Consider the following 14,455-nt stretch of genomic DNA (forward strand, 5'->3'; position numbering starts at 1 on the left):
GGTTAGTTGCCTGTTTCGACTTCGCCCGGCCAGCTGAGCATGCCGCCGAGGACGTTGACGACCTCGTAGCCCTGCGCGGATAAATAATCGCAGGCTTTGCCGCTCCGGTTCCCGCTTCTGCACACCATGTACAGCGGCTCTTCCATGCCGTTCAGTTCGCCTACCCGTTCGACGAAGACGGACAACGGAATGCTGACCGCCTCTTTAATATGGCCGGATTCCCATTCGTCCGGTTCCCTGACATCGATAACGCTCAGCTTCTCGCCTTCCCGAAGCCGGGTTTCCAGTTCGCTGGCCGTGATTTCTCCCATTGCTGCATGCACTCCTTCAAGCTTCATGTTGCCCTGCTATATAGGCATTTTACCGTTAAGCTCATCGTCCTGTCCAGCTTCATGGACATGAAGACGGCATCCGCGATTGTCGCGGATGCCGTCTTCGTCGTTTATTCGGGCCTAATGCGGACCGCCGTGCCGCTTACCGCGACCATCAGCATGCCTTCGCGGACGACCTCGTAATCGATGTCGATGCCGACGATCGCGTTCGCGCCCAGCCGCGAAGCCTGGCTGGACATTTCGCCGAACGCGACGTCGCGCGCTTCCTTCAGCTTCGTCTCGTACGCGCCCGAACGTCCGCCAACGATGTCGGTGATCGAAGCGAACAAGTCGCGCATGATATTCGCGCCCATGATCGCTTCTCCCGTCACGACGCCCAGGTACTGCTCGATCGGATGCCCCTCAATCGTAGGTGTTGTCGAATAAATCATCGTAATCCCTCCCACTCGGTATATTGCGTCATACGGCTGCTCTTTCCAAAAGGTTTCATCTTTGCGCTTCATAAAGGATATACCCGTTTCAGGCGTTGCTAGAATGACCCGCCGACGATTTTTTTATGCAATACGCTATAAGGTTTTCGTCCGTTCGCGCTTGCCGACCCGCGCGCTCGCGCGCCGCCGATCGTTCGCGGTCAGCCAGCAGCTCAGCAGCAGCATGGCGGACCAGCACCAAATATAGGCGTTCCATACCGATTGAAAATCCCCTTTGAACGCCCGGAACGCATGCGCCGAAGAATGATGCAGCTGATAGGGCGCGAGCAGGTATTCGCTGGTTCGAAACAGGACAAGCGCGAACAGCAGCAACGCGACGGCGGTGGTGCCCCCGGGGATTTTGCGGTTCTTGACGGCCCGGTATAACAAGGAAGCCACGAATACGCCGAACAACGCCGAGGACAAAGGCGCCACGATCAGCGGGCTGACCCAATTGTAGCGATCCACCGAGAACGTCATCTTGGCGGCGAACAAGCCGAATCCGAAAACAACGGCCGTCGCCCACAGCAGCAGCATCGTGCCCGGTCTAGAAATCTTCGGCGGACGCAAGCTTTTCGCATGCGCGTACCAGCTTCGATAACGGATTAACAGCAGCAGCGCCGGGATAAACAAGCCGATCAGCGACAACAGGTACTGCAGCTGCTGATAGGCCGGGCGACCGCCGATATGTTCGCGCAAAACAGGGAACCATCTTACGAATTCGCCGGTCCCGTGCGACCACGAATCCATGAAGAGATGCGTCAAATACCCGATATACAACGACGCGAGAAATACGATCCAGGCCCGAACGGAATTCAGCTTCCATTCCTCCGACGACAGGCTTTTCGCGAACTGGTCCACATGGCCGGCCGACGGGAGAAACTTCGGAATCGCCGGCTTCACGACCTTATGGAATGCGAGCGCGAGCGCGATGCTGAGCGGAACCCCCTGCACCAGAAAACCGCGCAGCGAATGTCCGATCGTTTGATAGGATTCCATGGCCATGAAATATTCCATATCCGGAATCATGCTGCCCAGCACGAGCCCCGTTACGCTCAGCCAGCCAGGCGCAATCCGCCGGAGCGGCACCGCGAACAAAGGATGCGAGAAGGTAAATGGCATGCCCTTACTCCAATTGACCGAACTTGCTCAGCGGCCACAGCCGGAACACGGCCCTTCCTTCGAGACTCGACAGCGCGATCGGTCCCAGCATCCGGCTGTCTTGGCTGTTCTCGCGGTTATCGCCCATCACGAACACGGATTTTGCGGGGACGGTATACGGTACCTTCATGCCGTTGGAATACGTGAGCCCTTTCACGTAAGGCTCTTGAAGTTTTTTTTGATTCACCAGCACATGGCCGTCGCTCGTAAAATCAATCACGTCGCCCGGCAGCCCGACGACCCGTTTAATAAGACGCTTATCGCTCTCGGGCCCGTCGATGATGACGATGTCCCCGCGGTGCGGCGTTTCGAAACGATAGCTGATTTTGTCCTCGATGAGCCGTTGCCCGTCCACGAGCGTTTTCTGCATGGAGATGTTTTTAACCTCGGTTTGGGCAAAAGCGTAGTTCTGAATAAGGAGCGCCGCGGCAATCGCAATGCCCAGCGTGACGCACCAGTCCCGCACCTCTCGAATCCATGTTTTCTTCATCTGCTTCTGACTCCTTTCCGGGTTCGCTTGTCCGAATGTCTGTAACTAATACGACAGTACCGCCAAATAAGTTTCTTTCCAAGGGACATATTGCTTAAAAAGGATTGCTCTTCCACAGGTCCTATTATACATTTAAAAAGCTGACATTCATAAATGCCGAAGGAATGAAAGTTCCTTTGCCCGCACTAGAAAATACCCGCGAGCAGGCGGCCGCGATCCGCACGACCCGTTCGGACCATATCGTATTCGTCATCGTGACGCTGCTGTATTGGTCCACGCTGTACGTCTACGTGCCGATTCTTTCCCCGTTCATGAAAAGCGGCGGCTACGCGGACGTCTTGATCGGCTTCGTGCTCGGCAGTTACGGGTTCATCCAGATGCTCGTCCGGTTTCCGCTCGGCCTGCTGTCGGATAAGCTTCATAAACGCAAGCCCTTCCTCATGCTCGGCATGGTCACCGGCACGCTCAGCTGCCTCTTGTTCATGGTCCCCGGCTCCTGGCTCTGGCCGCTTGCGGGCCGCATGATGTCGGGCGTGTGCGCCTCGGCTTGGGTCGCGTTCACGGTGCTTTACGCCGCCTACTTCGCCTCGTCGGAAGCGACGAAGGCGATGAGCAACATCAGCTTCATGACCGTATCCGGGCAACTGATCGGCATGATCCTGAGCGGCTGGCTGGCCGATGCGTTCGGTTGGAACGCGGCTTTCATGGCCGGCATCTTCCTCGGCATCGGCGGTCTCGGGCTCGCCTTCGCCGTCAAGGAGCCCCGGGAAGGCATCGCGCGGTCGCCGATCTCGCTTCGGCACTTGCGGGAAGTCGTGCGAACGCCTTCCCTGCGGCAGGTATCGACGTTATCGATCCTCGCGCACTGCGTTCTGTTCATTACGATGTTCGGGTTCACCCCGCTCAAGGCGACGTCGCTCGGCGCTTCGAACGGCCAGCTGACGTTGATCGTCATCGCCTTCAAGGTGCCGCACGGCCTCGCCTCGCTCATTACCGGACGCTGGCTCGTTCCGCGCTTCGGCACCTGGAACGTCATCGGAACCGCCTATCTGCTGAGCGGCATCTTCACCGTCGCGATCGCCTTCGCTCCGAATCTCGGCCAGCTCGCCATGACCCAGGTGCTGAACGGCTTCGCTCAGGGCATGCACCTGCCCATCCTGCTCGGTCTTGCCATCCAGCCGTTCGAATCGGCCAAACGCGCGACGGCGATGGGATTCTACCAAGCCGTGTATTCCGTCGGCATGTTCGCGGGACCGTTCCTGGCCGGCTTCGTGAACGATAGGTTCGGCCGGGATTACGGCTTCTGGCTCGGCGGCGGGTTCGCCGCGGCCGCGCTGCTGCTGACGCTGATCTGGAAGCGTTCCGGAGCGGCCGCCTCCGCCTAATGAACAAAAACACCAGCCGGTTCGACGCTCGTCGAATCGGCTGGTGTTTTTATTGCCTGCTTACATGCACTCTTCCGGATCTTCCGTCTGCGCATCCTCGATCGTGATTTTCTCCGCGACCGTATCCCGAATGACGGACACGACCGTTTGCAGCAGATAGTTGATATCCGCTTGGCTCTGCTGGAACTCCGTGATGATCGGAATTCCGTCGAGCTCGTCTTGCAGCGTGGCGATCTCGCTCTCGATCTTCGCCACCATGTCGGCATTTTTGAACGTCGTCTCGAACGCGACGATTTCCTTCTGTTTCTTCTTGATCTGCGCGATCAAGCCTTGGATGCGATCATTGCCTTGAATCTGCTTCTCGGCGCGCTGGAACTGCTGCACTTCCTCGGACGTGAACAGCATGTTCGCCAATTCCTTCGTTTTCGCCATGATGTCCGCGCGGACGATAATGTCCTCCGTATTGAATTTCGGCACGCCGCAGCCCGCTTCGTGGTCGTGATCATGCTCGTGTTTTGCCGTTTGTTCGTTTGCCATCGTTTCCAGCTCCTCTAGTCGTTAAGATACGGCTTCCTGCTTCAATTCTTCCAGGATCGGCTCTGCCTTGACATACCACGTCTGAACGTCCGTTACGCGCGCTTCGATGAATTGTCCGATCCAGGACGCCGGTCCCTTCATATGAACCAGCTTGTTCGTGCGCGTGCGTCCGGCGAGCACGTCCGGATTGTTTTTGCTCTGCCCCTCGATCAAGACCTCGACGGTTTGGCCCAGCATCAGCTTGTTGCTTTGAAGGCTGAGCTCGCCGACGACCGCGTTCAACCGCGCCAAGCGCGCTTTCTTCACGGCCTCGGGAATATTGTCTTCCATGTCCGCGGCAGGCGTGCCGGCGCGCGGCGAATAGATGAACGTGTATGCCGAAGCAAACCCGACTTCCTTCATCAGCGACAGCGTCTCCTCGAATTGCTCCTCCGTCTCGCCGGGGAAACCGACGATGATATCGGTCGTCAGCACGGCATCCGGAATCGCCCGCTTGATCTTGCCGACCAGGTCCAGGTAAAGCTCCCGCGAATATTTGCGGCTCATTCGCTTCAAGACTTCCGTGCTGCCGGATTGCACCGGCAAATGGATATGTTCGACGAGATTCCCGCGCGCGGCCAGGACGTCGATCAAACGATCGTCGAAGTCCCGCGGATGGCTTGTCGTGAACCGGATGCGCGGCAGGTCGATCTTGGCCATGTCCGCCATCAGATCGCCGAACCGGTAATCGCGGTCCTCGAAGTCCTTGCCGTAGGCATTGACGTTCTGTCCCAGGAGCGTGATCTCCTTGAAGCCTTGGCGCGCCAGCTCGCGCACTTCGGCGATGACGTCCTCCGGACGCCTGCTCCGTTCTTTGCCGCGCGTATACGGCACGATGCAGTACGTGCAGAACTTGTCGCAGCCGTACATGATGTTCACCCAGCCGCGCATGCCCTCGCGTTTCTTCGGCAGATTCTCGATGATGTCGCCTTCCTTGGACCACACTTCCACGACCATCTCTTTGCCGAACAGCGCATCCTGCAGCAAATACGGCAGACGATGGATGTTGTGCGTGCCGAAGATCAGGTCGACGAAGCCGTGCTTCTGCATGATGCGACCGACGACCGACTCCTCCTGCGACATGCAGCCGCACACGCCGAGGATGAGCCCCGGCTTCTCGATCTTGAGATGCTTCAGATGCCCCAGCTCGCCGAATACTTTATCTTCCGCATTCTCGCGAACGGCGCAGGTATTGAGCAGGATGACGTCCGCTTGGTTGCGGTCGTCGGTCGACACATAGCCCATCTGCTCGAATATCCCTTTCATCACCTCGGTGTCATGCTCGTTCATCTGGCACCCGTACGTCGTGATGTTGTAGGTTTTTCCTTTGCCGAGCTCCTTGAGCTCCGGCGGGATCGCGGATTCGTAGTGAACCTGAATCTCTTCCTTGCCCCTGCGCTTCTCGTCTTTGTAATTCGGCGCCGCGTTTATCGTTATATCTCTACCGTTGATGCGGTAGGTTGTTTTTCCGTCCGATTCGTTCAGCACTTTCGCGTTCGAAAAATCAAAGTACTTGGAGAAGTCCTTCTCCGTGCTGGCCACAGCATTCACGTCCCCTCTCTATACGTGTCCATCTCCGCATTATAGCAAAATCCGCCGCGATTAGAAAGAAAAATGCTCCTCCCTTTCCACCCCGCCGCCAATGCAAAAAAGGGACGTTCGCCGCATGGCGGCAAACATCCCTTCGACTCGTTACCCGATGATTTCGGCCTCGTCGCCCGTTTTGGCGCCGGCGGCATTGGCTTCGTCGGTATCGATGTGCAGATCTAACGCAAAATCCGGCGATACCCGCGCGATGACGTTTTCCAGCACGACGCCGCGTTCGCCGTGGAGACGTACCGACAGCTTCTGCTTGTCCGATATGCCCCAGCGCTCCGCGTCGCTCGTGTGGAAATGGATATGGCGCGCGGCCACGATGACGCCTTCTTCGATGGTTACTTGGCCGGCCGGCCCTTTGATCGTGATGCCTACGGATCCGACGATGTCGCCCGACTCCCGAACCGGCGGGTTGATACCAAGCGAGAACGCATCCGTGCGCGACACTTCCAGCTGCGTACGCTTGCGGACTGGGCCAAGAATTCTGACCTTGCCGAAGCTGCCTTTCGGCCCGATTACCTCGACCGTCTCGTTCGCCGCGTACTGTCCCGGCTGCGAGAGCGGCTTGAACACCGATAGCTCGGCGCCCGGTCCGAATAATTGCTCGACATGCCGTTGTTCCAGATGTATATGCCGGGCGGAGACGCCCACGGGTACTTTCTTCATGCTGCCCAAACCTTCTTTCCGAACCCGGTCGTTACGACCGGTACCCTGCTAGTATTGCTGCGATTTCAAGAAGGCATACTGCCCCACACGGAAGCGGTATGCCTTCATGTCCTGCTGCGATGGGAAGCTTGCTTATTTGAACTCCGCCAAGAGCTTGTCGAACTGGTCTTGGGAGAGCGACAGGTCTTGGTTCGCCAGACCTTCCGGCTGGAAGCCCGTGATCATGGACTCGTACGCTTGGCGCTCTTTGTTTTGATAGATGAGACCGGTCAGCATGCCGTTCGTCTCCATGATTTTGTTCATGGCCGCGATGCGGTTGGACGGATCGTAGTCCGGGAATTGATCCAGATTGACGATGTTCTCCTTGAACCAGTCGTAGGTGTTCACTTTATTGAACGTGACGCACGGGCTGAATACGTTGATGAGCGAGAAGCCCTTGTGGTTCAAGCCCGCTTCGATCAAAGCCGTCAGCTGCTTCAGATCGCTGGAGAAAGACTGCGCGATGAACGTCGCGCCGGCCGACATGGCGATTTCGAGCGGGGACAGCGTCGATTCGATGGAGCCTTCCGGCGTCGATTTCGTTTTGAAACCTTCCGCGCTGCGCGGAGACGTTTGACCTTTCGTCAACCCGTAGATCTGGTTGTCCATGACGATGTACGTAAGGTCGATATTGCGGCGAATCGCGTGAACCGTATGGCCCATGCCGATCGCGAAGCCGTCGCCGTCGCCGCCGGAGGCGATAACCGTCAGCTCGCGGTTCGCCAGCTTCACGCCTTGGGCGATCGGCAGCGCGCGGCCGTGAATGCCGTGAAGCCCGTAGGCGTTAATGTACCCGGAGATCCGGCCGGAACAGCCGATGCCCGACACCACGGCGAGGCTTTCCGGCTCGAGTCCGACGTTTGCGGCGGCGCGCTGAATCGCGGCCTGTACGGAGAAGTCTCCGCAGCCCGGGCACCAGTTCGGTTTTACGTTATTGCGAAACTCTTTGAATGTCGCCATCTACACCAACTCCTTGCATGCTTTGTGCACTTCGGAAGGCAAGAACGGATTGCCGTCGTATTTCAGGACGCTTTTGATTTTGTCGGCATGGCCGGCATGCAGCTTCACTTGGTCGGCCAACTGGCCGGTCGCGTTGTTTTCCAGCACGACGACTTTGGCGGCGCTCTTCAGGTAAGGCTCGACCAATTCCGCAGGGAACGGATGAATCTGGCGGATCGTGATATGGTTCGTTTTCAAGCCGTCGCTTTCCATGCGGGCGCGCGCTTCGTCGATCGTTCCGCCCGTCGAGCCCATGCCGATGATCAGCAGGTCCGCTTCCGCATGCGGCGCGTCCGCGCGAACGGCGTCGCGGATGTACATGCCGTCGAGCTTCGATAAGCGTTTATCCATCATCTTCTTGCGGTTAACCGAGCTTTCCGAAGGGCGCCCGGTCTCGTCGTGCTCCACGCCAGTGACGTGATGCAAGCCGAATTTGTCGCCGGGGATGACGCGCGGCGATACGCCGTCCTCCGTCAGCTGGTACCGTTTGAACAATTCGTTCGTTTCCAGCTCGGGAAGTTCGCGCACGAGCTTGCCGCGGTTAATCGGCATTTTATGAAGATCCAGCGGCTCGCAGGATTGCTTGCCAAGCGAGAGCTGGAGGTCTGTCATGAGAATGACCGGAACCTGATACTGCTCCGAGAGGTTGAAAGATTCGATCGTGTCGTAGAAGCAGTCTTCCAACGATGCGGGCGCGATGACGATCTTCGGAATTTCGCCGTGCGTGCCGTATACCATCGCGTTCAGGTCGGACTGTTCTTGCTTGGTCGGCAACCCCGTCGACGGACCGCCGCGCTGCGTATCCACGATGACGAGCGGAGTCTCCGTCATGCCCGCCAAGCCGATCGCCTCCATCATGAGCGACAATCCGGGTCCGGCGGAAGCGGTCATCGTGCGAACGCCGGCATAATTGGCGCCGATCGCCATCGTCACGGCCGCGATTTCGTCTTCCGTTTGAACGACGGTGCCGCCGAATTTCGGAAGCTTCTTGATCAGATATTCCATGATCTCGGAAGCCGGCGTAATCGGGTAAGCCGACATCAGCCTGCAGCCGCCCGCGACAGCTCCGAGACCGATCGCCTCGTTCCCGATCATGAACAGCTTTTGGTTGCCGTCGGCCGGTTCAAGCTGAAATTCTTCCAACGGTCCGCCGGCCAGCTCCAGCACGAAATCCGAGCCGCGTTTGACCGCTTCGATGTTCTTCTCCACGATTGCCGGACCTTTGCGTCCGAATTCCTCTTCGACCGCTTTGTTGAACACGTCGACGGGCAGACCAAGAAGCGCCCAGGATGCGCCGGACGCGACCATGTTTTTCATGAGCGACGTGCCCAAGTCCTCCGCGATCGACGTGATCGGCACCGGAAACAGACGGGCATTGATGCCTTCCGGAAGAACCGGGTTAAACTTGGCGTCAGCCACGACCACGCCGCCGGCACGCAATTCGTGCGCGTTCAAATCGATGCTCTCTTGGTCGAACGCGACCAAAATATCAAGATCGTCCGAAATGGCAAGCTTCGGCTTCGTGCTGATTCTGATCTTATTGTTCGTATGACCGCCCTTGATCCGCGATGAAAAGTGGCGGTACCCGTACAAATAATAGCCAAGGCGGTTAAGCGCTGTCGAGAAAATACGGTCGGTACTTTCGACGCCCTCCCCCTGCTGTCCCCCGATTTTCCAAGACAATTGACTGATCAAAATGCCCATCTCCTCTTTTGAATAAACCTGCATATTTTCTGCTGCGTTAACGAATCGTAAAGGGTTGACCCATTCTATCTCATAATCAAATAAATTTTATGTCTCTAAGTACTAAAATGCAAGCAGTTCCAACGTATTTCTCGAATAGTTCTTTTCGATTATATCCATATCGCAGCGAGATCGGAATAAAATCATCGTTCATCGCGGAAGATGCATCGACAAAAACGACAATGCGTTTTCTTCGAAAAACGACTTTACCGTGGCTTCCGGGTACTTCGCGAGCAGCGCATCCTGCAATCGATACACCTCTCCCGGATGGGTCAAATCCTTCACGTGACGGTCAATCCCGTCGAAATCCGATCCGAACATGAGCTGCCGCTCGCCGCCAAACTCGCAAATCCGTTCTACGTGACGCAGCACGTCAGCAATCTCGGCAGGAACGCGCGAAGAAACGAACTGCGGCACGAAGGTCACCCCGATCAGTCCCCCTGCGGCAAGAAGCGCCTTGATTTGCTCGTCCGTCAAATTGCGCGGATGCGGGCATAGGCTGCGGCTGTTGGAATGCGAGGCAATGACCGGTTTTCCCGACGCCTGGAGCATATCCCAGAAAGCGCGGTCGCTCAAATGCGATACATCCAATAGTATACCCAATCTATTACATTCTTCTACGAAGGCGCGGCCTTTTTTTGTCAAGCCGCCGCCGCGGTGCTCGAGGACGCCGTCCGCCCCCCAATTCGCATGGTTCCACGTCAGCCCCGCCGCCCTGACGCCGAGCGCGAACAAGATGCGAAGCATCGCCAGGTCGCCCTGAAGGCCGTCTGCGCCCTCGAGCGATAACATGGCACCGATTGTACCCGGATTCCTTTGCAAAGCCTTAACATCCTCTGCCGTGCGGATAAACGCCATCCCGGGCGCGCACAGTACCTTGCAGTAGAAAAGATCGATGCTCTGCAGGATCGGTACCATCGTTTTGTCCGTTCGCTCCGGCACGTAGACGGCGAAGGTCTGAAAGACCGATTCCGCCTGCTTCAACCTCGGCAGCGTCACGTCGAGTTTCCGTTGATCGTCCTGGATGAAGGACAGCGTCGGGTCCTCCAGCAGTTTCGACAGCACGTCACAGTGAAAATCGACCTTCCGAACCTTCCCCACGACCATCATCCTTCCTGAAATCGATTTGTCCGCGCAATGCAAAAAAACCTGCCTACGTCGTAAACAGGTCTAGTCGATTTACATGTCTCGCCTGGATTCCGGTTCTATCTGGGTTCGACGATCAGCTTGATTGCCGTACGGTCTTCGCCATCGATTACAATGTCCGTAAATGCCGGAATGCAGATCAAGTCAACTCCGCTCGGGGCTACGAAGCCTCGCGCGATCGCGACCGCCTTTACCGCTTGATTCAACGCACCAGCCCCGATAGCTTGCAATTCAGCCGCTCCGCGTTCACGCAACACGCCGGCAAGCGCTCCTGCAACAGAATTTGGATTAGACTTTGCTGAAACTTTTAAGACATCCATGAAAGTGACCTCCTCGGGAATGATGGATGAATACCGCTATTAAGATAGTATTCGAGAGAGGCGAAAAAATTCCTTCTTTCTTGCGTTATGTTAGCGAAATCTTCTGAATTGCGAGAATTTTCATAGAGCAGGAACACCCCGCTTGACGTCCTGCGTACCGAAGCGAGTTTCCTCTCCCAGCTTCAGACGCCAGTTAGCGAGCTTTAAAGCTATCTGACGCCGTAGAATAGAAAAAGGCTGCTACATGAGCAGCCATTCCGTTTCCGTCAACCGAATTTTTTGAATTTTTTTCGCTTTGCCCGTCGCATCGTCGATTTCTACCGAAACCCCGTGCAAATGCCAAGCGCCTTCATCGACCACGAAACGCGCCGGCAGCTGGGTCAGGAACTTATGCAGAACCGCTTCCCGCTCCATGCCGAGCACGCCCTCCATGGAACCGACCATGCCGACATCCGTAATATAAGCCGTCCCATTGGGCAAAACCCGGTCATCGTTCGTTTGCACATGGGTATGCGTTCCGACGACGAGCGAAGCCTTTCCGTCCAGATGCCAGCCCATCGCGATTTTCTCCGAAGTCGCCTCTGCGTGAAAATCGACGAGAATGTTCTTCGTTTTCTGTCTCGATTGTTCGATGAGCTCGTCGGCTTTCCGGAAAGGACAATCGATCGGCGGCAGAAACGCCCGGCCCTGCAGATTAATGATCGCCAGCTCTTTCCCGTTGGCCTTGATGATCGCGGCTCCCTGGCCTGGCGCCTCCGGCGCGAAGTTCGCCGGACGCACGAGCCGTGGTTGATCGTCGATCCATTCGAAAATATCTTTGTTGTCCCACGTATGATTGCCCATCGTAATCCCGTGAACGCCTGCCTCCAGCAATTCCTTTACGATCGCGGCGGTAATCCCTCTGCCTGCCGCCGCATTCTCGCCGTTGGCAATGATGATATGCGGGTTGTACTTAGTTTTCAAGGCGGGCAGTACTTTTTTCACTGCGGCGCGGCCAACGTTACCTACGATATCCCCGATAAACAATACGTTCATGTTCGTCAAACCTTTCTGTTATAAACCGAGAAAAGTGGCTGACAAGCAGCCACTTTTCCCGGTTTCATGCTATGTGGTTACTTGGCATATTCGACTGCGCGCGTTTCGCGGATAACAGTGACTTTAATATGCCCTGGATAATCGAGCTCGCTCTCGATTTTTTTCGTAATGTCGCGAGCCAAACGGAATGCTTCCGTATCGTCGATTTTATCCGGTTGCACCATGACGCGAACTTCGCGTCCGGCTTGAATGGCGTACGATTTCTCGACGCCCTCGAACGATTCCGAGATGCCTTCCAGTTTTTCGAGGCGCTTGATGTACGTTTCGAGCGTCTCTCTTCTTGCCCCCGGTCTTGCCGCAGATAGTGCATCCGCAGCGCCGACCAGCATGGCGATGACGGAAGTTGCCTCGCAATCGCCATGATGCGACGCGATACTGTTGATGACAACCGGATGCTCTTTGTACTTCTTCGCCAGCTCGACGCCAATCTCGACGTGAGAGCCTTCCACTTCGTGATCAAGCGCTTTGCCGATGTCATGCAGCAAACCCGCTCTTCTCGCCAATGTGATGTCCTCTCCCAGCTCTGCTGCCATCAAACCGGTCAAATACGCGACTTCCATGGAATGCTTAAGCACATTCTGACCATAGCTCGTACGGTATTTCAAGCGGCCCAATATTTTGATCAGATCTGGGTGCAAACCGTGAACGCCCACTTCATACGTCGCCTGCTCTCCGTATTCACGGATGCGCTCGTCCACTTCCTTACGCGATTTCTCGACCATTTCCTCGATGCGGGCAGGATGGATACGTCCATCTGCAACGAGCTTCTCGAGGGATGTCCGGGCGATTTCGCGGCGAATTGGATCGAAACCGGACAATATGACCGCTTCCGGTGTATCGTCGATGATGAGATCGATACCGGTCAACGTTTCCAGTGCACGGATGTTGCGGCCTTCGCGGCCGATGATACGGCCCTTCATTTCTTCGTTCGGCAATGCAACAACGGATACCGTAGTTTCTGCAACATGATCCGCTGCGCAGCGTTGGATAGCAAGCGAGATAATATCGCGTGCTTTCTTATCTGCTTCTTCTTTCGCTTGCTGCTCGATTTCTTTGATCATTTGAGCCGTTTCATGACGAACCTCTTGTTCAACGTTGGTCAGGATGACTTGTTTCGCGTCTTCCATCGTCAAGTTGGAAATCCGTTCCAGTTCATGAAGCTGCTGCTTGTAGAGTGAATCGATCTGCTCTTGCGTTTCCTCGATCCGCTTCTCTTTGTTGGCTACTTGTTCTTCTTTGCGTTCCAGCGCTTCTATTTTTTTATCCAACGACTCTTCTTTCTGAATCAGTCGTCTTTCAAGACGCTGTACCTCATTACGACGTTCGCGAATATCTCTCTCAGCCTCGGTACGGAGCTTGTGGACTTCATCTTTCGCTTCGAGAACCGTTTCTTTCTTCAGCGCCTCCGCGTCTTTTCTCGCATTCTCTACGATCTGACTTGCGGCTTGCTCGGCACTTGAAATTTTGGCCTCGGCGATCGATTTTCGAATAAAATAACCGACACCAAAGAAAATTGCACCAACAACGAGAGCGATCAGGATAGTTGCCCATACTGGCAGCATTATCTCACCTCCTCGTTGTTCACCTAAGCAAACGCTTGGGACAGTATTTGGTTTTCCAGCCGGTTTTTAACGTACATTCTTAATTGGCGAAAATAATCGTTTTGAATCAATTTTTGGAAGGAAAATCGATTCTGGAAGATAGAATACAAACTCATTTTATCTTTTGTGAAAATCAATTGTCAAGCATGAGCCCATCTTCATCCTCGAGTTCCCCTTGCGCAGCCGTTTTTACGGCTTCTCTAACCGTCGATGCGGGAAATCCCCTGCGCAGCAAAAACACCGCCAGCTTCTGTTTTCTCTCGCGCTCTTCTCCTTTAATATGGGGCCATTTCTTCAACGCCGCGCGGATGGCGATCTCCGTCTCGGATTCTTCGTTCAGCTTCGCCGCCGCCTCCTTCGCCGTATCCCGCTTGATTCCGCGCTGCTGCAATTCCTGCTGCAGCAGACGCCTGCCCTTCAATTGCGAACGCATCCGCTGCGCTGCATAAAGTTCTGCATACGCGGGATCATTCACCAGTCCCTCATGTTTCAGTCGCTCGATCGCTATTTGCGCCGCCTGTTCATCCAACTCCTTACGGGCTAAATAACGCAAAATTTCCTTCTCGGTTCTCGGCCTGGCCCCCAGATGGGCAAGCGCCAATATATAAGCGCGATGGTGGCTGTCCTCGAGTATAATTTGCTTCAGCTCATCCGCCTCGATTTCCCGCCCTTTCAAAAGCCGAAACTTGATTAATAGATCTTCGTGCACGCTGGTGAATGGTTCTTTTGCATCATTGACATACAAATAATACCGTTGTTTTTTCTTCTTATCCTGCTCTACGCTTGTAATCGTAAGGATATGTCTTCACCTCTCTTATAAACAAAGAAGCACCTTG

The 14,455-nt window shown here is 55.6% G+C and carries 15 protein-coding genes; 1 reads left to right on the top strand and 14 read right to left on the bottom strand.

The window, feature by feature from the left end; translation table 11 throughout:
• Positions 1–2: 2 nt before the first annotated feature.
• From AC50YL_RS00525 to lepB, 4 genes are all read right to left on the bottom strand, one after another.
• Entirely contained in the window at positions 3–311 is a 309-nt protein-coding gene (locus AC50YL_RS00525; protein WP_201755177.1) for a rhodanese-like domain-containing protein, read from the bottom strand.
• A gap of 131 nt (positions 312–442) precedes the next feature.
• Positions 443–763 carry a heavy metal-binding domain-containing protein gene (locus AC50YL_RS00530; protein ID WP_494828464.1) on the bottom strand — a complete coding sequence of 107 codons (321 nt, stop codon included), beginning with the start codon at positions 761–763 and terminating at the stop codon, positions 443–445.
• Between the two features lie 135 nt (positions 764–898).
• Positions 899–1,924, bottom strand: coding sequence for a DUF4184 family protein (locus AC50YL_RS00535; RefSeq protein WP_494828466.1), 1,026 nt, complete (start codon positions 1,922–1,924; stop codon positions 899–901).
• Positions 1,925–1,928: 4 nt separating this feature from the next.
• The gene (lepB, locus tag AC50YL_RS00540) at positions 1,929–2,453 is read right to left on the bottom strand and encodes a signal peptidase I (RefSeq protein WP_494828468.1); all 525 of its coding nucleotides are present in this window, start codon (positions 2,451–2,453) and stop codon (positions 1,929–1,931) included.
• 176 nt (positions 2,454–2,629) lie between these two features.
• Here lepB and AC50YL_RS00545 point away from each other — a divergent pair, with 176 nt between their 5' ends.
• On the top strand, positions 2,630–3,838 hold the full coding sequence (locus AC50YL_RS00545) for an MFS transporter (protein WP_494828469.1): 1,209 nt from the start codon (positions 2,630–2,632) through the stop codon (positions 3,836–3,838).
• Positions 3,839–3,898: 60 nt separating this feature from the next.
• Here the strand turns inward: AC50YL_RS00545 and AC50YL_RS00550 are convergent, their stop codons facing one another.
• From AC50YL_RS00550 to AC50YL_RS00595, 10 genes are all read right to left on the bottom strand, one after another.
• Positions 3,899–4,375, bottom strand: coding sequence for a YlbF/YmcA family competence regulator (locus tag AC50YL_RS00550; RefSeq protein ID WP_494828471.1), 477 nt, complete (start codon positions 4,373–4,375; stop codon positions 3,899–3,901).
• 21 nt (positions 4,376–4,396) lie between these two features.
• Entirely contained in the window at positions 4,397–5,956 is a 1,560-nt protein-coding gene (gene miaB, locus AC50YL_RS00555) for a tRNA (N6-isopentenyl adenosine(37)-C2)-methylthiotransferase MiaB (protein ID WP_494828473.1), read from the bottom strand.
• A gap of 150 nt (positions 5,957–6,106) precedes the next feature.
• Complete coding sequence (locus AC50YL_RS00560) at positions 6,107–6,676, bottom strand: phosphate propanoyltransferase (RefSeq protein WP_494828475.1); 570 nt, start codon at positions 6,674–6,676, stop codon at positions 6,107–6,109.
• A 132-nt stretch (positions 6,677–6,808) separates the two neighbouring features.
• Positions 6,809–7,675 carry a 2-oxoacid:ferredoxin oxidoreductase subunit beta gene (locus tag AC50YL_RS00565; RefSeq protein WP_161740205.1) on the bottom strand — a complete coding sequence of 289 codons (867 nt, stop codon included), beginning with the start codon at positions 7,673–7,675 and terminating at the stop codon, positions 6,809–6,811.
• A complete protein-coding gene (locus AC50YL_RS00570) occupies positions 7,676–9,409 on the bottom strand; it encodes a 2-oxoacid:acceptor oxidoreductase subunit alpha (protein WP_494828477.1) in 1,734 nt (577 codons plus the stop codon).
• A gap of 198 nt (positions 9,410–9,607) precedes the next feature.
• A complete protein-coding gene (locus AC50YL_RS00575; RefSeq protein WP_494828479.1) occupies positions 9,608–10,558 on the bottom strand; it encodes a dipeptidase in 951 nt (316 codons plus the stop codon).
• Positions 10,559–10,662: 104 nt separating this feature from the next.
• Positions 10,663–10,923 carry a stage V sporulation protein S gene (locus AC50YL_RS00580; RefSeq protein WP_028597363.1) on the bottom strand — a complete coding sequence of 87 codons (261 nt, stop codon included), beginning with the start codon at positions 10,921–10,923 and terminating at the stop codon, positions 10,663–10,665.
• A 240-nt stretch (positions 10,924–11,163) separates the two neighbouring features.
• Positions 11,164–11,958 carry a TIGR00282 family metallophosphoesterase gene (locus AC50YL_RS00585; RefSeq protein WP_494828482.1) on the bottom strand — a complete coding sequence of 265 codons (795 nt, stop codon included), beginning with the start codon at positions 11,956–11,958 and terminating at the stop codon, positions 11,164–11,166.
• 77 nt (positions 11,959–12,035) lie between these two features.
• Complete coding sequence (rny, locus tag AC50YL_RS00590) at positions 12,036–13,580, bottom strand: ribonuclease Y (RefSeq protein WP_161740213.1); 1,545 nt, start codon at positions 13,578–13,580, stop codon at positions 12,036–12,038.
• Positions 13,581–13,752: 172 nt separating this feature from the next.
• Entirely contained in the window at positions 13,753–14,418 is a 666-nt protein-coding gene (locus tag AC50YL_RS00595; protein ID WP_494829747.1) for a RecX family transcriptional regulator, read from the bottom strand.
• Positions 14,419–14,455 lie beyond the last annotated feature (37 nt).

The organism is Paenibacillus sp. J22P277, assembly GCF_059383675.1.

Bases quoted from the DNA above. Each gene is read 5' to 3' on its own strand.
- AC50YL_RS00525 (WP_201755177.1), bottom strand. From the start codon at position 311: ATGGGAGAAATCACGGCCAGCGAACTGGAAACCCGGCTTCGGGAAGGC.
- AC50YL_RS00530 (WP_494828464.1), bottom strand. From the start codon at position 763: ATGATTTATTCGACAACACCTACGATTGAGGGGCATCCGATCGAGCAG.
- AC50YL_RS00535 (WP_494828466.1), bottom strand. From the start codon at position 1,924: ATGCCATTTACCTTCTCGCATCCTTTGTTCGCGGTGCCGCTCCGGCGG.
- lepB (WP_494828468.1), bottom strand. From the start codon at position 2,453: ATGAAGAAAACATGGATTCGAGAGGTGCGGGACTGGTGCGTCACGCTG.
- AC50YL_RS00550 (WP_494828471.1), bottom strand. From the start codon at position 4,375: ATGGCAAACGAACAAACGGCAAAACACGAGCATGATCACGACCACGAA.
- AC50YL_RS00560 (WP_494828475.1), bottom strand. From the start codon at position 6,676: ATGAAGAAAGTACCCGTGGGCGTCTCCGCCCGGCATATACATCTGGAA.
- AC50YL_RS00565 (WP_161740205.1), bottom strand. From the start codon at position 7,675: ATGGCGACATTCAAAGAGTTTCGCAATAACGTAAAACCGAACTGGTGC.
- AC50YL_RS00580 (WP_028597363.1), bottom strand. From the start codon at position 10,923: ATGGATGTCTTAAAAGTTTCAGCAAAGTCTAATCCAAATTCTGTTGCA.
- AC50YL_RS00585 (WP_494828482.1), bottom strand. From the start codon at position 11,958: ATGAACGTATTGTTTATCGGGGATATCGTAGGTAACGTTGGCCGCGCC.
- rny (WP_161740213.1), bottom strand. From the start codon at position 13,580: ATGCTGCCAGTATGGGCAACTATCCTGATCGCTCTCGTTGTTGGTGCA.